Origin of the sequence: Nocardia sp. NPDC060259 (assembly GCF_042728775.1) — a bacterium.
In the GTDB taxonomy this organism is placed as follows: domain Bacteria; phylum Actinomycetota; class Actinomycetes; order Mycobacteriales; family Mycobacteriaceae; genus Nocardia.
The window spans coordinates 34358-52989 of the sequence record NZ_JBHXAY010000043.1 but is presented as its reverse complement, the minus strand read 5'-3'; the positions used below and the strand labels follow the sequence as shown (position 1 = coordinate 52989).

16 protein-coding genes and 1 tRNA gene are annotated in these 18632 nt (G+C 69.4%); 5 read left to right on the top strand and 12 right to left on the bottom strand.

Annotated features, from left to right (window positions below; translation table 11 throughout):
* A partial coding sequence (locus ACFWF2_RS17750; RefSeq protein WP_379308506.1) for a metal-dependent phosphohydrolase occupies positions 1-587 on the bottom strand: 587 nt, incomplete at its 3' end.
* A gap of 161 nt (positions 588-748) precedes the next feature.
* Here ACFWF2_RS17750 and ACFWF2_RS17745 point away from each other — a divergent pair.
* Positions 749-1162: a PPOX class F420-dependent oxidoreductase gene (locus tag ACFWF2_RS17745; protein WP_379308505.1), complete on the top strand. Its 414-nt coding sequence runs from the start codon at positions 749-751 to the stop codon at positions 1160-1162.
* Here ACFWF2_RS17745 and ACFWF2_RS17740 read toward each other — a convergent pair whose 3' ends face one another.
* The 3 genes from ACFWF2_RS17740 to ACFWF2_RS17730 all read right to left on the bottom strand — a co-directional run bounded on the left by ACFWF2_RS17740 (position 1163) and on the right by ACFWF2_RS17730 (position 5414).
* Complete coding sequence (locus ACFWF2_RS17740) at positions 1163-2623, bottom strand: MFS transporter (protein WP_379308507.1); 1461 nt, start codon at positions 2621-2623, stop codon at positions 1163-1165. It lies immediately after the preceding gene.
* 78 nt (positions 2624-2701) lie between these two features.
* On the bottom strand, positions 2702-3943 hold the full coding sequence (cobA, locus tag ACFWF2_RS17735) for a uroporphyrinogen-III C-methyltransferase (RefSeq protein ID WP_379308504.1): 1242 nt from the start codon (positions 3941-3943) through the stop codon (positions 2702-2704).
* Positions 3944-4058: 115 nt separating this feature from the next.
* Positions 4059-5414, bottom strand: a complete 1356-nt coding sequence (locus tag ACFWF2_RS17730; protein WP_379308503.1) for a DoxX family protein — start codon at positions 5412-5414, stop codon at positions 4059-4061.
* A 187-nt stretch (positions 5415-5601) separates the two neighbouring features.
* Between ACFWF2_RS17730 and ACFWF2_RS17725 the strand changes: the two genes are divergently transcribed.
* Complete coding sequence (locus ACFWF2_RS17725) at positions 5602-6732, top strand: phosphotransferase family protein (protein WP_379308502.1); 1131 nt, start codon at positions 5602-5604, stop codon at positions 6730-6732.
* Positions 6733-6747: 15 nt separating this feature from the next.
* The gene (locus tag ACFWF2_RS17720; RefSeq protein ID WP_379308501.1) at positions 6748-7857 is read left to right on the top strand and encodes a hypothetical protein; all 1110 of its coding nucleotides are present in this window, start codon (positions 6748-6750) and stop codon (positions 7855-7857) included.
* Between the two features lie 68 nt (positions 7858-7925).
* On the opposite strand, the gene ACFWF2_RS17715 is transcribed toward ACFWF2_RS17720, so the two are convergent.
* Positions 7926-8990: a TROVE domain-containing protein gene (locus tag ACFWF2_RS17715; protein WP_379308500.1), complete on the bottom strand. Its 1065-nt coding sequence runs from the start codon at positions 8988-8990 to the stop codon at positions 7926-7928.
* Positions 8991-9298: 308 nt separating this feature from the next.
* On the opposite strand from ACFWF2_RS17715, the gene ACFWF2_RS17710 reads away from it, so the two are divergent.
* Complete coding sequence (locus ACFWF2_RS17710) at positions 9299-9784, top strand: hypothetical protein (protein WP_379308499.1); 486 nt, start codon at positions 9299-9301, stop codon at positions 9782-9784.
* A gap of 18 nt (positions 9785-9802) precedes the next feature.
* Here ACFWF2_RS17710 and ACFWF2_RS17705 read toward each other — a convergent pair.
* The 7 genes from ACFWF2_RS17705 to mqo form a co-directional block, all read right to left on the bottom strand.
* Positions 9803-9868: transfer RNA gene (locus ACFWF2_RS17705), tRNA-Asp, on the bottom strand.
* Positions 9869-9920: 52 nt separating this feature from the next.
* Positions 9921-10430 (bottom strand): cobalamin biosynthesis protein, encoded by a 510-nt coding sequence (locus ACFWF2_RS17700; RefSeq protein ID WP_379308498.1) that lies wholly within the window; start codon positions 10428-10430, stop codon positions 9921-9923.
* Positions 10431-10452: 22 nt separating this feature from the next.
* Positions 10453-11988 carry a cobyrinate a,c-diamide synthase gene (locus tag ACFWF2_RS17695; protein WP_379308497.1) on the bottom strand — a complete coding sequence of 512 codons (1536 nt, stop codon included), beginning with the start codon at positions 11986-11988 and terminating at the stop codon, positions 10453-10455.
* A gap of 52 nt (positions 11989-12040) precedes the next feature.
* Positions 12041-12655 (bottom strand): cob(I)yrinic acid a,c-diamide adenosyltransferase, encoded by a 615-nt coding sequence (gene cobO, locus ACFWF2_RS17690; protein ID WP_379084236.1) that lies wholly within the window; start codon positions 12653-12655, stop codon positions 12041-12043.
* Positions 12656-12947: 292 nt separating this feature from the next.
* Positions 12948-15098: a magnesium chelatase subunit D family protein gene (locus ACFWF2_RS17685; RefSeq protein ID WP_379308496.1), complete on the bottom strand. Its 2151-nt coding sequence runs from the start codon at positions 15096-15098 to the stop codon at positions 12948-12950.
* A 148-nt stretch (positions 15099-15246) separates the two neighbouring features.
* Positions 15247-15681: a GNAT family N-acetyltransferase gene (locus ACFWF2_RS17680; RefSeq protein WP_379308495.1), complete on the bottom strand. Its 435-nt coding sequence runs from the start codon at positions 15679-15681 to the stop codon at positions 15247-15249.
* 8 nt (positions 15682-15689) lie between these two features.
* The gene (mqo, locus tag ACFWF2_RS17675; protein ID WP_379308494.1) at positions 15690-17222 is read right to left on the bottom strand and encodes a malate dehydrogenase (quinone); all 1533 of its coding nucleotides are present in this window, start codon (positions 17220-17222) and stop codon (positions 15690-15692) included.
* Positions 17223-17453: 231 nt separating this feature from the next.
* Here mqo and ACFWF2_RS17670 point away from each other — a divergent pair, with 231 nt between their 5' ends.
* Positions 17454-18497: an alpha/beta hydrolase gene (locus tag ACFWF2_RS17670; protein WP_379308493.1), complete on the top strand. Its 1044-nt coding sequence runs from the start codon at positions 17454-17456 to the stop codon at positions 18495-18497.
* The last annotated feature ends 135 nt before the right edge of the window (positions 18498-18632 follow it).

Sequence of the window (18632 nt, the reverse complement as noted above, 5' to 3'; positions counted from 1 at the left end):
CTCCGACTTTCGTGGGCAGCGTCAGATGTGTTTATGATACAGGTCCGGAACAGAACCGGCTGATTCGCGATCGCCCGCAACACCGCCGCGCGACCGGAGCGGAACAGATCGTCGGGCACGTGCCCGTACTCGACCCGCACGGCGGCGGCGTAGGCCGCGTAGCTGTCCGGGTCGCCTCCGAGCACGACCAGGTCGGCATCGCAGAGCACCGCGCCATTGGCGTCGCCCGCTTCGGAGTCGTGCCCGCGCGTGAGCAGCACGAGCCGCACCACCTCGGCGACGAGTTCCTTTCCAGCGCCGAGGGATTCGAGGACGTCACGCGCGAGGTCGGCACTGCGCTCCTCGTTGTCGGCCCGGTCGACAGCGTAGATCGCGTCATGGAAGAAGGCGGCGTAGCGGACGGCGTCGATATCGGTTGCGCTGTCGGCCAATTCATCGATCGCCTGGAGCATCGTCCGCAGGTGGGCGACGGTGTGATATCGGCGGTGGGGCTCGGCGTATCTGGCGATGATCCCGGCCCCGAGCTGTACGGAGTCCGGGCCTGCCAAGGCGGTCCAGCGATCGAGCAGATCCAATGACGACGTCATGGTTCCAGTTTCGGCCGACCCACGCCACCCGACAACCGGTTTCGGTGTGACGATTCCGGTACCGATCCGATGCCACCGGAAATGCCATGGCACGAGCGATATTCCGGTGCCGTCGGGCCGCGGCGGGAATGCCGGGGAACTCCGGGACGTTCTTCCGCAGCGTGACCGATACCGCAGTGCTTTCCGATGAGCTGAAGTCATATCTGGACGAGGAGAAGGTCTACGCGACCGTCGCCACGCTCGGAGCGAACGGGCATCCGCACCTGACCGTGGTCTGGATCAAACGCGATGGCGACGACCTGCTGTTCTCCACCACCGTCGAGCGGCAGCAAGCCAAGAACCTGGTGCGCGACCCCCGGATCACGGTGATGGTGAACCCGCCGGAGCGGCCGTTCCTCTACGCCGAGATCCGTGGCACGGCGACGACCGTCCCCGATCCGGAGCGCGAGCTGCCCGACGAGATGTCGCTCAAATACACCGGCAAGCCCTACCGCGAGTTCAATCCCGCCTCCGTGCACGACGGGGAGCGCGTCATCGTCCGGATCACCCCGCGCCGGGTCGCCGGTCGCCTGTGATCAGCTGCGCTGGGCCTCTTCCTGCGCGTGCTGGGCCTGCACCAGCTGCTGCGGGGTGTAGCGCAAGCTCAGCGCGACGAGCGCGGCCAGCACCGCCAGCCCGGAGCACACCAGCAGCACCAGCGCGTACCCGCTGTTGAGCGCGTCGATCTCGGTCGGGGTCATGTTCGCGGCCAAGCCGTCGCGGCCGCCGAGCGAGAGGGTGCGCGAGGCGGCGATCGGGCTGAGCAGGCCGATCGCGATCGGCGTCGCCAGGCTCATAAACATCTGGCCGACCGCCGAGAGCGGGCCGATGTTCGACGGCGGCACCCCGACCAGCACACACAGCGGCGCCAGCACGATGGCGACACCGACACCGAAGCCGATCACCAGCAGCAGCGCCAGCAGGGTCGGCAGGTACTGCACGTGCCGGTCCAGCGTCGACCCGAACAGCAGCCCGCAGGCCAGCACGACCGCCGCCGCCGACAGCAGCCAGCGCGGCGCGATCACCAGCGCCGCCTTGGACGCCACCGCGCCACCGACACCGATGCCGATGGTGAACGGGATCGAGGCGACACCGGCCTGCAGCGGGCTGTAACCGAGCACGTTCTGCAGCAGCTGGGCGACGAAGAACGTCATCGCGCCCAGTACCGCGCCCGCCAGGAAGATCAGCGCGAAGGTGGCGACCCGGTCGCGGCTGTCGAACAGCGACCACGGCAGCAGCGGATCGGACTGGCGGCGCTCGGTGAGCACGAAGACCACCAGCAGCGCGAACCCGCCGATCAGCGAGCCGAGGATCACCGGACTGTCCCAGCCCATCGCCGGGCCCTCGGTCGCGCCGAACACGATCGTCGCGCAGGCTAGCGTGCCCAGGATCGCGCCCTTGATGTCGAGCGGAGTGCGGTGGTGGGCGGTGTCGGTGAGCTTGTAGATCGCGCCGAGCACGATCAGCGCGCCGATCGGCACATTGATCAGGAAGATCCAGCGCCAGGAGAACTCGGTGAGCGCACCACCGACGACCAGGCCGCCGACCGAGCCGATGCCTGCCATCGACCCGACGATCGCGATCGCCTGGTTCCTGGCCGGGCCCGGCGCGAAGGTCGTCGCGACCAGCGCGAACGCGGTCGGCGCCGCGATCGCGGCGCCAGCGCCCTGGAAGGCGCGCGAGATCAGCAGCATCGCCTCACCGGTGGCCAGGCCGCAGGCCAGCGAGGCGGCCGTGAACAGCCCGACGCCGTAGATGAGCATGCGTTTGCGGCCGAACGCGTCACCGAGCCTGCCGCCGAGCAGCATCAACCCCGCGAAGGTCAGGCCGTAGGAGGTCACCGTCCACGCGCTGCCCGAACTGGACAGCCCCATCTCCTCCTGCAACCGCGGCAGCGCGAAGATTACGACGGTGCCGTCGAGCACGACCATGAACTGCAGGCCGCTCAGTACGAGGATGGCGAGGCCGAAGGCCCGCTTCGTCACCGGATACTGCATCGTCGCAGCGGGTTTCTCGAGCACAACGAGGCAGTGTAATTGGCGGGGTGGCAACGCACGGGTGCGCGGCCCGTGAAGCTAGTCCAGCCCGAAACCGGCCGTCGGGCCGATGACGATGATCGCGGGCGGGCGGATGCCCTCGGACTTGACCTTCGCGGCGACGGTGGCCAGATCGGCACGGACCACCCGCTGGGTGCGCAGCGTGCCCTCCTGGATGATCGCGGCCGGGGTATCGGCCGGGCGGCCACCGGCGAGCAGCGCGTCGGCGAACTTGTCGATCCGTTCCACCGCCATCATCAGCACGAGGGTGCCGCGCAACTTGGCCAGCGCGGCCCAGTCGACGAGCGAATCGGGATGGTCGGGGGCGACGTGCCCGCTGACCACGACGAACTCGTGGGTCACGCCGCGATGGGTCACCGGGATGCCCGCGGCGCCGGGCACCGAGATCGGGCTGGTGATGCCGGGCACCACCGTCACCGGGATGCCCGCCTCGGCGCAGGCCTCGAGCTCCTCGTAGCCGCGGCCGAACACATACGGGTCGCCGCCCTTGAGCCGGACGACGAACTTGCCCGCCTTGGCGCCCTCGACGAGCGCGAGGTTGATCGCCTCCTGCGCCATCGACCGGCCGTACGGGATCTTCGCGGCGTCGATCACCTCGACATGCGGGCCCAGCTCGGCGAGCAGTTCCGGCGGCGCGAGCCGGTCGGCGACCACCAGATCCGCGCGCGCGAGCAGCCTGCGACCACGCACGGTGATCAGGTCGGGATCGCCCGGTCCGCCGCCGACGAGGGCGACACCGGGGGTCACCGGCTCCGAATCATCGGTCACCACGCCCGATTGCAGCGCTTCGAGCAGCCCGTTGCGCACCGCGGCCGAGCGCCGATGCGCCCCACCGGCCAGCACGCCCAGGGTCAGCCCGTCGTAGCGCGCGGTGGCCGGAGTGACGGCGGTGCCGTCGCGGGCGACGTCGGCGCGCACGCAGAAGATCCGCCTCGCCGTCGCCTCGGCGACCACCGCGGCATTGGTCTCGGGTTCGTCGGTGCAGGCCATCGCGTACCAGGCGCCGTCGAGATCGCCGTCGGCGTAGGCGCGCAGCTCGACGGTGAGCTGGCCGGCGGTCGCCATGCCCTCGACGGCCGGGGTGACCGCCTTGCTGACCACGTGGACATCCGCGCCGGAGGCCACCAGCAGACCGAGCCTGCGCTGGGCGACCGTACCGCCGCCGACCACGACGACTCTGCGCCCACGCAGATCGAGCCCGACCAGGTAGTTCGGGTCTCCGGTGGGCGGGGTCGATGCGGTGTCAGACGTGTTCGGCACAATGTCGGAGCCTAGTTCCTGGCTCGCCGGACACCGAACGGGCCCGCCGACATCCGCGTCGGCGAGCCGCTGCCGGCCGTCTTCCTCGGCGACGCTCGGTGGTCACCTGCCGACCTCAGCCGACGTACGGGTTGTTCTGCACCCAGCGGAAGTCCGTGCCACGCAACGGGAAACTGTCGAGATCCAGGCGGTCGAGCGTGACCGTCACCGGGCGGCCGTCGAGCTCGCCCCGCAGCGTCAGCCGGTCGTCGGCGGGCCGGTCGACGGTGAAGGTCGTGGTGGCCGCCGGCGGCTCGCCCGGTCCGGACGGTGCGGCGGCCAGCGTCATCGTGTGCGCCTCGGTGTCGAACGTGGCGACCACCGGCACGACCGCATCGTCCATCCGCTGATAGCCTGCCGAGCCCGCATCGATGATCAGGCGCTGCCAGCGCACCGGATCGGTGGTCAACGGCGGCACCGGGCTCGCCTCGGCGGTGAACTCGGCGACCTCCCAGATGCCGTAGAGCTCGGGTTTCGGTGTGCCACCGCCGTATTCGTCCCATTGCTGCGCGGCGAGGTAGATCAATCCCCCCGTGACCCGCAGCCCGGCCGCGAGCTGGACCACAGCCGCCCACCGGTTCCTGCGCGCGGAGCCGAACAGCGGCGGCTGCACCATCGGCCCCGAATCGCGCTCCAGCACCAGCACATTCGCGAGCCTGCGAGCCTGCGGAGCGAGCAGCACCAGGCTCATCAGCAGCAGATGCCCGGACAGCATCTTCACCGGCACGTCGAAGGTCAGGTTCAGCAGGAACACCTGCGCCATGCTGATCACGCTGAGCATCGCGCCCAGCGTCGCGGTACGCGCCCAGAACAGCAGCAGACCGGCGAGGACCTCGGCCCCGCCCAGCGCCATCTCGTAGGCGGGCGAGGACCCGACCTGTGTCCACAGCATCGACATCGGGCTCAGGTCGCCGACTCGCGTGAGCAACGTGGTGAGCGCGGGCTCCGGCATCTGGGTCGGGATGAGCTTGGCGAACCCGTAGAACAGCATCTGCCCGCCGACACACAGCCGGAGCACCGTGAGGAACCAGCTCAGCAGCCGGGGATAGGCGAGCCTGCGCCGGTCGAGCACCGACCAGACGACGGTGATCAGCACGGCCGCCACCAGCACCAGACCGCACTGGATCCAGATCGCGGCCTGATCGCCGCTGCCGTTCATGGCCAGCTCCGCCTCCACCCCGAAGACGTGCTCGCCGATCCAGCTACTCACCGGCGCGAGCGAGAGCATTTGCCACGCGATGGCCTCCTCGGGCAGTTGCAGCGCGAGCACACCGAGGAAGACGAAGCTGATCTGCGCCATCCACAGACAGAACAGACCCAGGTAGGTGACAGCGAACCGGAAGGCGAGCCGCGTCACCGGGTGCCAGGTCGGCGCGGGTGGCGGCGGGCTCGCGATGTCGTCGTCGGCGCGCTCCGTGATCACGGCGGTCACCGTTGCCTCCTCGTCGAGTTCGATTGCTACCGAAGCTAATCGGCGTCGCGAGCGGGCGCGTCGGGGAAAACCCCGATCTTTGCGGTGTCAACCCTGAATCTCACTCACCGACGGCCCGCTAGGCATTCCGGTCGGTCTTCCGGTACGCCGGTATCGAACGTGTTTCAACTTGCCGACAGGGGTACACATGTCCGACGATCCGGACCTCACCGCACAACAGTCGCTCACCGTCACCGAGCGTGATCTCGATGAACTCGCCGAGCAGTTGTCGCAGTGGCTGGCCGGCAAGGTCGGCGCCGACGCACCGCCGAAGGTCGGCAATCTGAGCAAGCCGTCCACCGGCGGCATGTCGAGCACCACCATCCTGTTCGACGCCGAGTGGTCGGTCGACGGTGTCGCCGGGGGCGGTTCGTTCGTGGCCAGGATGGCGCCCGAGGACGGCTCGTTCCCCGTGTTCCAGTCCTACGACCTGCCGCTGCAGTACCAGGTGATGGCCGGGGTCGCCGAGGCCTCCGACGTCGCGGTACCGCCGCTGCGCTGGCTCGAACTCGACGAATCCGTGTTCGGCACACCGTTCTTCGTCATGGAGAAGGCCGAGGGCCGGGTGGCCGCCGACAACCCGCCGTACGTGTTCTTCGGCTGGGTGTTCGACGCGACGGTGGCCGAGCGCGAGCAGATCGCCGACGCGACCGTCGACGTGATCGCCCGCGTCCACGCGATCGACGACATCACCCGCCGCTTCCCGCTGCTCGACGGCGAGGGTTCGGCGCTGCGCAGGCACTTCGAGGCCCAGCGCGACTGGTACCGGTGGGCGCTGACCGACGACGGCGTGCGGATCCCGCTGATCGAGCGGACCTTCGACTGGCTCGAAGCCAACTGGCCCGCCGAGACCGGCCCCGACGTGCTGAACTGGGGCGACGCCCGCCCCGGCAACATCCTGTTCGACGGGTTCACCCCCGCCGCGGTCCTGGACTGGGAGATGGCCACCTTCGGCCCGCGCGAGCTCGACCTGGGCTGGGTGATCTTCATCCATCGCTTCTTCCAGGACATCGCCACCCGCTTCGATCAGCCCGGCCTGCCTGATTTCCTGCGCAAGGACGCGGTGGTCGCGAAGTACGAGGAGCTGACCGGGCACACGGTCCAGGATCTCGACTTCTACATCATCTACGCGGCGCTGCGGCACGCGATCGTGATGGCCAGGATCAAGCGCAGGATGATCCACTTCGGTGAGGACACCGTGCCCGCCGAGCTCGACGACTATGTGATGCACCGGCTCAGCCTCGAGGCACTGCTCGACGGCACCTACGAGTGGGACTGAGAAGGAGACACGACAATGAACGCGATCATGCCCGTCCCCCTGGACGAATACCCGGTCCATCAGACCCCGCTGTCGCTGGCCCGGGTGGCCACCAGCGACCGCAACTTCTACGACCGCTACTACTTCAACGCCTTCGACCCGGCCGGCGACAGCATGCTGATCACCGGATTCGGCGTGTACCCGAACCTGGGCGTGGTCGACGCGTTCGCGACGGTGCGCCACGGTGACGCCCAGCGCAGCGTGCGGTTCTCCGACGCGCTCGCCTCCCGCGATCTGACCACGGCGGTGGGCGGCTACCGGATCGAGGTGATCGAGCCGCTGCACAAGCTACGGGTGGTGTGCGAGCACGACGACCTCGGCTTCGACCTCACCTGGACCGGCGCGCACCCGGCCGTGCAGGAGCAGCCGCACCTGATCCTGTCCGGTACCCGGCCGATCATCGAGGCTTCCCGGTTCGCCCAATTGGGTTCCTGGGCAGGCACTCTCGCCGTCGACGGCCGCGACTACACGGTCGATCCGGCGGTGTGGACCGGCAGCCGCGACCGCTCCTGGGGCATCCGTCCCTCGGGTGAGCCGGAGCCGCCCGGCCGCGCCGCGTCCGAGGGCGCCGGCGGGTTCTGGTGGCTGTACGCGCCGCTGCGGTTCGAGGAGTTCGCCATCGTGGTGATCGTCCAGGAGGACCCCGACGGCACCCGCACCCTCAACAACGCGGTCCGGATCTGGAACGACGGCCGCAAGGAACAGCTGGGCTGGCCCCGGATGCACTGGACCTACGAGCCGGGCACCCGGCACCCGAAGTCGGTGCGCCTGGACATGACCACCCCCGACGGCAAGCCCCTCGAGGTCGAGATCGAGTCCCGCCCCGGCATCGCCCTGCACGTCGGCTGCGGTTACGGCCCCGACCCCGACTGGACCCACGGCCGCTGGATGGGCCGCGACTGGTCGCTGTCGAGCGCCTACGACCTCACCGACCCCGCGATCGTCGCCCGCACCCCCTACGGCGTGATCGACCACATCGGCTTCGCCCGCTGCGGCGACGCCGAAGGCTGGGGCCTGTTCGAGCACGCCTCGATGGGCCGCCACGACCCCACCGGTTTCGCCGATTGGTCCTCGGTCGCCCCCTGAGGCAACCGATCTTTCGCGCGAGAGGATAGGCGCCGCCGCGACAACGAGGTCGCGGCGGCTCCGATTTCCTATGCGGCCGTGGCGAAGTCGGCCAGCAGCGACGGAACGGCGGCATCGAAACCCGCCACGTCGAGCATGCCCGCGTCGTCGGGATCGGCGATGCTGAACTTCGTCGCGGTCATCCCGACCACCACGAGCTTGGCCCGCGGGTTCACCTCGCGGCGGTAGCGGGCCAGCGCCTGGTGCGGGTGCACCGAGCCCGCCCAGGTCTCGTTGTCGGTGTAGATCGAGAACACGTCCACCTCGATGCCCTTGTCCAGCGCGTGCAGGATGGGCAGCGAGCAGTCGGTGCCGCCGAACGGCAGACCCGACACCGCGCGCACGGCGTCGTCGAGGCGCTGCCGTGGCGAGATCGCCAGCGGGGACAGGTTGTGGGCTCCTTGCCAGCCCGCTCCCGCCGAGGTGAACCCGACGATCTGGTGCCGCTCCTCGGTGCGCGCGGTGACCAGGGCGAGCGCGGCCGAGGCCTCGCGCGCCGAGAGCGGCAGACCCGAGATCGGCGAGGTCATCGAACCCGACACGTCCAATGCCAGCAGGTGACGAAGGCCGGTCGGCCGCACCGTCTCGAAGGCCGCGTAGAACGCGGTGTCGAGGGCGTCGACGACCGGTGCCGACGGCGTCCAGGTGCCACTACCGCGCGCCGAACGCCCCGCGGCGTAGGTGCGCAGCGCGATCAGCACCGAGACCGGGTGGACCCGCGCCTTGCGCAGGCGCTCGGGGTCGGTGAGCTGTGCGCAGACCGCGGCGGTGCGCGGCCCGAGCGGGTCGAGCAGACCGAGCCGGGTCAGGCGCGGCAGCTGACGCAGCAGTGCCGTCAGCGGAAGACCGTTGTCCAGCAACGCCTCCCACATTTGCGGTGCGCTCAGCGCGGCGTTCGGCAGCATCTCCCAGCTCAGCCGGTACTCGCGCACCAGCTCCGGCACCTGCTCGATCGGCGCGGACTGCGCGCGCTGGAAACCGTCGACCAGGGCGAGGCCGTCGAGTTCCGGTGTGCGACCGCAGATCCAGTCGAACAGCCTGCGCCGCTCGTCCGGTGGTCTACTGCAGCAACCAGATTCCTGACCCGCATGCAATAGGAGTCGTCCACCAGCGCTGAGCTATTGGCTGATAGCCTGCCACGATGCCGGGGCGCCAACGGACGCCCCGAGTTCACCATCCACTCCCGAGGGGACCGAGTAGGTCGGAGTCGGCGATGCCATCGGTAAAGTACGTCGTAGGTAGCGTCTGGGGACGCAAAGAGATTGTTTCAGCAGCTGGCAAGAACAGATATAACCAGCCAGTTTACATGTGGCGATGTATCCCTTGCGGTACAGTCTACGGACCGCGCACGGGGACTGACATCAGCCGATCTCCGTATTCGAAGTGCTGCCCAAAACGCGGTATGGAAAAGCCGAACTATCGTGGCTTCAACGGAGTTACTGGAAACTACATCGCTAAGGTGAAGGCCAGCGCGCGCGCCCGCAGGATTCCATACGATGTCACCGCTGAACAACTTTGGGATATCTGGGTCTCCCAGTCGGAGACCTGCGTGTACACCGGTCGCGCGCTGACGCTTGGCATCGACGCATCACTAGACCGGATCGACAGCACCGGCGGTTACGTCCCCGGGAACCTCCAATGGCTACACAAGAATGTCAACAAGATCAAGTGGGAAATGACCGAGCACGAATTCCTGTCTATTTGTCTAGAGATCGTGCGCCACACCGGTACCGATGAGTTCCGGAAATTGGTCTCCGCCAGGAAGTTCGACCAGGATCGACCCGATACCGGTCCACATATCCGGCCGAATCCGGTCCGTCCTGCTCCAGTGCACCGCAGCCGCGCGGCGGGCGTGTGTTCCCGACCGGAAGGTGCTCTACCAGGCTGAGCTACCACCACCATGCGGTGGCGGGCAGGATTCGAACCTGCGACATCCCCAGTGACAGTGGTAACCGATCGAATCCGGTCCGCCGTGCGGCTGCTGATCATGACGGTACTGGGCGTGCGCGATCCTGCCCAGCGAATTAATTCGGCCGTCCGGCGGCTGTCGCGACGGCGACCACCACGCCGTCGACAACCGTGCGGCCACAAACAAGTTCGCCGCTTCCCGCCAGCAGTGCCGCCGCCTCCGCGACATTGGGTGTGCCGACGAACTGTGCCGTCAGAGGCGATCGGTACGGTGCGTCGGTTTCCGCCAGTTGCGCTGCGCTGAAGCCGATCACCGGAATACCGAAAGTTCCCGCGGCCGCTTCGATGCCGGGTTCGGTCGCCCGCCGATCGATGGTCGCCAGGCACGAAATCGCGGCGGTGTCGCCGACTACCGATTCCACCGCGTGCACGATCTGTTCCGCTCGGGTCCCCGGCCGGAAACCGAGGCCGACAACCAGTGCGGGATCGGCGAATTCATCCGGCCGCCGGTGATCACCGCTGTCCGCCGGTAGTCCTGGTCCTCTGCCGCGCGGCGTATGTTGTGCGCCGCAAGCCGGTATCGAATCCTCGAGCGGCGTCGACGGACCGTCGGCAGGCTGGGTCATCGGCGGGCCTGTCGATTCCGCATCAGTGATCGAATCGGCGTGCGGCGGCGACGAATCGGGTGATGGCGTCGGGGTTTCCCGCCGGGTGGGTGTGCAGGTAGGAGGCGTGGACCTGGCGGACCACCGCACCCTCGGTGACGGAAGTTGTTGTGCGCCAGCCCCAGGCGGCGTTCTCGGGGCCGGTGCGGGTGAGGCGGGTGCGGTGGAATTCGTGGCCACGGACCCGGGTGCCCGCGCGCCAGAGGGTGGAGTCGTGCAGTGCGACCGCGTCGCGGTAGCCGAGGGTCAGGCGGGGGCCGAATTCGGCGTCGGCGTCGATGACGCCTGCCATCGGGTGACCGTCGAGGGAGCGGGTGAGGTAGAGCAGGCCCGCGCATTCGGCGTGGATCGGCAGGTCGCGCGTGGCGCCTTCGGCCACGGCGGTGCGCAGTTTCTCGTTGGCCGACAGTGCGCCCGCGTGCTCCTCGGGGAAGCCGCCGGGCAGCACCAATCCCGCGGTGCCGGAGGGTAGTTCGTCCGTCAGCGGATCGAAGACCACCACCTGGGCACCCGCCGCGATCAGGAGTTCGCGGTGTTCGGCGTACCCGAAGGTGAACGCCGGTCCGCCCGCCATGGCTATCAGCGGGCCACTGCCGGTGGCACCGGGGCCCGGCGTCGTGGTCCGAGCACCCGCCGCGCCCACAGATCCAGCCGATGCGCCCCGCCGCTCTGGCACAGGGTCGCCGTCGACGACCGGGCTTCCCCCAGCACCTGTGGTGCCGACGACTGCGGCGGCCGGTCCCGTGCGCGCTTCGCCGGGAGCGTGGTCGGCCGCGGCCAGTTCCGCCGCAGGATCCCAGGCCGGGCCCTGGACCGATCCACCCGCGAGGTCGACGATCGCCTTCAGATCGATGTGAGCCGCGACGAGTTCGGTCATCGCGTCGACCGCGGCGGTGGCGGCAGTGCCGTGTTCGACGGCGGGGATGAGGCCCAGATGCCGTGAGGGGACTTCCAATTCGGCCATACGGGGCAGCGCGCCGAGAACGGGGATGCCGACGCGGTCACACGCTGCGCGCAGGACCTGCTCGTGGCGTTCACTGCCGACACGGTTGAGGATCACCCCACCCAACCTGACCGAGGAGTCGAAGGTGGCGAAGCCGTGCAGCAGTGCGGCCAAACTCTGGGAGTGCCCGCGCGCGTCGACCACCAGCACCACGGGCGCGCCGAGCAGACTCGCGACCTGCGCGGTGGAGCCTTCGGCGACCGCCTCGGTGCGGTTCTCGTCGATCCGGCCGTCGAACAGGCCCATCACGCCTTCGACCACGGCGATATCGCAGCCGTGCGCGCCGTGCCGGTACAGCGGGACCACCCGATCCTCGCCCACCAGAACGGGATCCAGATTGCGGCCGGGCCGCCCGGCAGCGAGTCCGTGATAGCCGGGGTCGATGTAGTCGGGGCCGACCTTGAACGGCGCCACCCGATGACCGGCCCGGCGCAGCGCACCGATCAGGCCGGTGGCGAGAGTCGTTTTTCCACTGCCGGACGCCGGGGCGGCGATCACCACCGCTGGTGCACTCATCCCAGGCCCCGAGCCCAGGCGACAGGGAGGCCCGCGTCCGTCACGGTGACAGTCACCATTCGATACCGCGCTGGCCCTTGCGGCCCGCGTCCATCGGGTGCTTGACCTTCGTCATCTCGGTGACCAGGTCGGCGGCGTCGATCAGCGCCTGCGGTGCGTCACGGCCGGTGATCACGACGTGCTGATTGCCGGGACGGTTCGTCAGCGTCTCGACGACCTCGTCGATGTCGACCCAGCCCCACTTGAGCGGGTAGGTGAACTCGTCGAGCACGTAGAAGCGGTGCTGTTCGGCGGCCAGGCGGCGGGCGATCTCCTGCCAGCCCGACAGCGCGGCGGCGGCGTGATCCTCCTCGGTGCCGTGCTTACGGGTCCACGACCAGCCCTCGCCCATCTTGTGCCACTCGACCGCGCCACCGGCGCCGGTCTGCTCGTGCACGGTGCCGAGCGTGCGGAACGCGGCTTCCTCGCCGACCTTCCACTTGGCGCTCTTCACGAACTGGAACACGGCCACGTCGAAGCCCTGGTTCCAGGCCCGCAACGCCATCCCGAACGCGGCGGTGGACTTCCCCTTGCCCGGGCCCGTGTGCACGGCCAGCACCGGCTGATTACGCCGCTGCCGTGTCGTCAGACCGTCCTCCGGCACGACCTCCGGAACACCCTTGGGCACGAAGACTCCTTCTCGTCGGCGCGCTGACGCGCGTGTTCGCGGCCAGGTGACCACGCCGCATCTCGTGCGGGCTCCGGTGCGGCCGATCGCAAACCATTTCTATCAGGGCGGGTAACAACGTCCGTTCCCTGTCACCCCACCAACGATCACGCGGGGGCTCAGACACCCGGCATCGTGCACACCACACGCCAACGCTCAGCAAGCTCAGAACCCAGCAGCGCCGAACGCCGCGACGGATGGGGCTCCGAACCTGACACCGCCACCGACTTCACTCGAGCACGCCGCGCAGCCATTACGCCGCGCGCGCCGCAGCGCGGCCGGTGGTGCGGACGACGTCGGCGACGGTATCCCCGGTGAGTTCGTCCAGGCGCAGATACCGGGCGCGCAGGTCACGGGACAGTTCGGCGGCGAGGCCGAGGCGGATCATGCCGCGTTCGCAGTCGATGACCATGGCGGTGTGGCCTTCGCCTGCGAGCAGGCGAGCCGCGGTGCGGGCGCGGGGCAGCGGGTCGACGCCGCCGGTGGCGCGGCCGTCGGTGAGCAGCACCAGCATCGGGCGGCGGCGGGGATCGCGGACGTGTTCGCGGGCGATCACCTCACGCGCCTTCAGCAGGCCCGCGGCGAGCGGGGTCTTGCCACCGGTGCGCAGGCCGGCCAGGCGGCGAACGGCGATGTCGACCGAGGAGGTCGGCGGGAGGACGAGTTCGGCTTCGCTGCCGCGCACGCTGATCACGGCCACCTTGTCGCGGCGCTGGTAGGCGTCGCGCAGCAGGGTGACGATGGCGCCGGTGACCGCGGTCAGGCGGTCGCGGGCGGCCATCGACCCGGAGGCGTCGACGACGAAGACGACCAGATTCCCTTCGCGCCCTTCGCGATACGCGCCACGCAGGTCCTCGGCGGCAAGCGCTAGGGGGCCACTGAACCGGCCGCGCTCGAATTGTCTTGGGGCGGCCGCGAATACGGTCCCGAGCAAGTGCAGGCCGGTGGAGGTATCGGTATCTGGGCGCACCATCCGGCCGGTGCGGGTCTGGGCGCGGGATCGACGGCCCGGCGCACCTTCGCCGATGCCGGGGACCTCCCAGCGCGGCGCGGGCTTCGCCACGGAACCCGGTGTGCCCGAGATCCCTTCGGCCGCGGGCCTGGACCCGCCACCGCCACCGTTGGGTCCGCCCCCGGGGTTGTCCTCGGGGCCACCGCCGTCGGGGCCGCCGTCGGGATCGTCCGGTCCGTCGCCGTCAGGACCCTGGTCGACCGGTCCCTCGGGACCGCGGTCGTCCTCGGCGCCGTCGAGATCACGGCGATCGGGGGCTCCCCCCGCGTTCGCCGGGCGCCGACCAGCCGAATCGTCGTTCTCACCCTGTCCGGGAGCGTCGTCCCGCGGATCGGCGACGCCGTCGTCGCCGCCGGTCGCGGATTCGTCGAATCCCGCAGCCTCGGCGGCATTCTCGACCTCGTCGGCCGCCGCCTGCATCGCGTCGTCGAGCTGCTGCTCACTGATCCCCGGCTCGTCGAACGGATCGCGCCGACGTCGATGCGGCAGAGCCAGCTGGGCCGCGATCCGCACATCGTCCTCGGTGACGCGATCGCGCCCACGCCACGCGGCATGCGCGGTCGCGGTGCGCGCCACGACCAGATCCGCGCGCATCCCGTCCACATCGAAGGCCGCGCACAGCGCCGCGATCCGGCGTAGCTCGGTATCGTCGAGCGCGATCTCGGGCAGCCGGTCGCGCGCGGTCAGAATCCGTTCGGCGACAACCTGATCGGCGTCGGCGTAGCGCGCGGCGAACCCGGCCGGATCGGCCTCGTAGTCCAGGCGCCTGCGCACCACCGCCATGCGGGTGTCCACCTCGCGGGAGGCGGCCACGTCGACGGTGAGGCCGAACCGGTCAAGCAGCTGGGGCCGCAGCTCACCTTCTTCGGGGTTCATGGTGCCGACCAGGACGAACCGCGCCGGATGCGAATGCGAGACGCCGTCGCGCTCGACATGGACCCGGCCCATCGCGGCCGCGTCGAGCAGCACGTCGACCAGATGGTCGTGCAGCAGGTTCACCTCGTCGACGTAGAGCACGCCGTGATGCGCCGCCGCCAGCAGACCGGGGCGGAACGCCTGCTCCCCGTCGCGCAGCACCCGCTCGAGGTCCAGCGAACCGACCACGCGATCCTCGGTCGCGCCGACCGGCAGCTCCACCAGCCGCGCGGGGCGCGCGCCGGTTTCGTCGACCACCGGGGGCAGCAGTTGGGCCAGCGCCCGCACCACGGTCGACTTCGCGGTGCCCTTCTCGCCGCGCACCAGCACACCGCCGATCCCGGGGTGCACGGCCGACAAGATCAACGCCAGCTGCAGCTGTTCCTGCCCGACCACCGCCGAGAACGGGAACCCCGCCTCACCCGCCGATCGAGCGGCGGTGTGCGGACCAGCGGCGACATCAGCAAAACCAGGCACGCACCCACTCTATGCGCGAGTCTGATCATGACCCGCGCCGGGCAGGCACGGCCCGAGACCGGCGTCATCGTGCAATCGACGCGCTTCGAGTCAGAATACTGATCGGGACGACCCGCTTTGCACGATTCCGCCGGGTTTGCCGCGTGGGTTATCCCCGGTGCATCGGGATATGCGGGATGCCGTCGTCGAGGAACTCTTCGCCGTCCGGCGAGAACCCGAAAGTGGCGTACATGTCCACCAGGTAGGACTGCGCGTCGAGCCGGACGGTCGCCGATCCGGTCTCGGCCAGCGCGGCCCGCAGCAGCCGGGCGGAGTAGCCGCGCCCGCGGGCGGGCACGGCCGTGCACACCCGGCCGATACGGAAGTCGTCGTGCTCTTCGAGCAGGCGCAGCGTGGCGATGACCTCGCCGTCGTCCTCGAACCACAGGTGCCGGGTCGTCGGCAGCAGGTCACGCCCGTCCAGCTCGGGATAGGCGCATTCCTGCTCGACGACGAACACGTCGACGCGAAGCTTCAACAGCCGGTACAGGGTGGCGGTGTCGAGATCCGCCGCCCATGCCCGCCGCACGACGACCGGCGACATCGGCTCCGCTATCGCACCTTCGCGAAACCGGCGGCATCCTGCTCGGTGGTGGCGTTCACCTTGTCGAGCTCGAGCGACTTGGTGGTCCAGTCCCACACTTCCTGGAACAGCGCCTGGTTCTCCGAGAGCTTCACCCCGAGCGAGGGGATCATCTGCTTCAGCTGCGGGGTCCACTGCGCGTACTCACGCGGGAAGCAGCGCTGCATCACGTCGAGCATGGCGGTGACACAGGTCGAGGCACCCGGGGAGGCGCCGAGCAGACCGGCGATCGAGCCGTCCGCGGCGGAGATGACCGCGGTGCCGAACTCGAGCACACCGCCGACACCCTTCTTCCGGATGACCTGCACGCGCTGACCGGCGGTGATCAGCTCCCAGTCGCGGCCCTCGGCACGCGGCAGGAACTCCTCGAGCACGCCGACCTTGCCGTTCTGCGACTTGAGCAGCTCGCTGATCAGGTACTTGGTCAGGCCCATCTCGGTGAGGCCGACACCGACCAGCGAACCGATGTTGTTCGGCTTGATCGACTTGAACAGGTCGGTGTTGGAGCCGTCCTTGAGGAACTTCGGGGTCCAGCCCGCGTAGGGGCCGAACAGCAGGCCCTTGCGGCCGTTGATGACGCGGGTGTCCAGGTGCGGCACCGACATCGGCGGCGCGCCGACGGCGGCCTTGCCGTACACCTTGGCCTCGTGCGCGGCGATGAGCTCCGGGTTGGTCGAGCGCAGGAACTGGCCGCTGATCGGGAAGCCGCCGAAGCCCTTGGCCTCTTTGATGCCCGACTTCTGCAGCAGCGGCAGCGCGCCACCGCCGGCACCGACGAAGACGAACTTCGCGTTGATCGTGCGGGACCGGAAGGTGCGCAGGTTGCGGACGGTGACGTTCCAGGAACCGTCGGCCTGCTTGTCGAGGTCGCGGACCTCGGTGCCGAAGGCGATCTCGCCGCCGGAGTAGCCGACGTAGGCCAGCAGCTGCTTGGTGAGCGCGCCGAAGTCGATGTCGGTGCCGCCGTCGGTCCAGTTCAGCGCGATCGGGTCGGCGAAGTCACGACCCTTGGCCATCAGCGGCAGGCGCGCGGCGAACTCGTCGGGGGTGTCGATGTATTCCATGCCGTGGAACAGCGGGTGCGGCGCCAGCGCCTCGTAGCGCTTACGCAGGTAGTCGACGTTGTCGGCACCGTGCACGAAGCTGACGTGCGGGATGGGGTTGATGAAGCCGGAGGGGTCGTCGAGGACGCCGGTGTCGACCGCGGAGGCCCAGAACTGGCGCGAGACCTGGAAGCGCTCGTTGATGTCGACGGCCTTACCGATGTCGACCGAGCCGTCGGCGTTCTGCGGGCTGTAGTTGAGCTCGCACAGCGCCGAGTGACCGGTGCCCGCGTTGTTCCACGGATCGCTGCTCTCCGCGGCGGCGGCGTCGAGCCGCTCGAACACCGAGATGGTCCACTCCGGCTGCAGCTGCCGCAGCAGCACGCCCAGCGTGGCACTCATGATGCCTGCGCCGATGAGAACTACATCGGTCTTTTCAGTCTTCGCAGCGTTCGACACGGGTACTTCGACTTCCTTGTCCTTCTCAGCTACCCACCGGGGTGAGTTCGCTTGGGCGCGGGCGCTTTGTGGTTTGGTGCGACTCGCGGTGAATCGCCGGGGGGTAGGTTACCCGTCGTTCACCTGTTGCCAATTGTGCACCTCAGCCGTGCGTAGTACTGCAACCGACCTACCGAATGTGATCTAAACCAACACTGCACGTCGCGGTGACCGCGCGATAGATTGAGCGGTGTGACGAACGAAACCTCACTCGAGCCGGCCGGCGCCGCCGAGCGGACCGATGAGCAGTGGCAAACCGATGTCCTCGGCACCGACTACCAGCAGCGCACGCTGCCGCTCGGCCCCGACCCCGACGGTGAGGGCGAGGTGGCGGCCACCCTCGTGCGCTACCTGCCCGACGCCGCGGCCACGGCTTCCGAGCCCACCGTGCTGTACGTGCACGGCTTCACCGACTACTTCTTCCAGGAGCATCTGGCCGAGCATTTCGCTGCCCGCGGCCACCGCTTCTACGCCCTCGACCTGCGCAAATGCGGCCGTTCGCGGCGGGTGGGGCAGAGCGCGCACTACGTCAGCGACCTGGCGCTCTACGACGCCGAGCTGAACGAGGCGCTGCGGATCGCGCGCGAGGAGACCGGCAACGACGTGCTGATCGTCGCGCATTCGACGGGCGGGCTGGTCGTGCCGCTGTGGCTGGACCGGCTCGAGGCCGCGGGCGGCAGCGCGAAGGCCGGTGTCGTCGGCGTCGTCCTGAACAGCCCCTGGTTCGATCTGCAGGGCCCGTCCTACTACCGGACGGTCGGCACCCCGATCATCAACGCCGTCGGCAGGTTGCGCGCGTTCGCGATGATCCCCGGCATGGGCGTCAGCACCGCTTACGGCGACAGCCTGCACCACACCCGGTCGGGTGAGTGGGATTACAACCTGGACTGGAAGCCGCTGACCGGCGAACCGGTGCGGCTGGGCTGGCTGCGCGCCATCCGGCAGGGGCAGACCCGCCTGCACCAGGGTCTGGCGATCGGTGTGCCCGCGCTGATCCTGCGCTCGCGGCTCACCAAGTTCGCCCGCGAGCACAGCCCCGCCGTCGATGTGGCCGACGCCGTGCTCGACGTCAAGCAGATCCAGCGCTGGGCGGGTTGCCTGGGCGAGCGCACCTCGATCGTGCCGATCGACGGCGCCCGCCACGACGTGTTCCTGTCCTCGGAAGCGGTGCGCGCCAACGCTTTCGCCGAAACCGACAACTGGCTCGACTGGCTGGCGGCCTACCGCAAGAGCTAGCTCCGGTGGCGTGGGGGGGCCCGGGGGGCCCGCCCCCCCGCCCCCCAGGCGGGGGGGCCGGGCGCTCGCGGGGGGGCGCGCGTGGGGGGCCGCCGGGGGGGGGTTTTGGACCGCGAGGGGGGGGTGGGGGTTAAA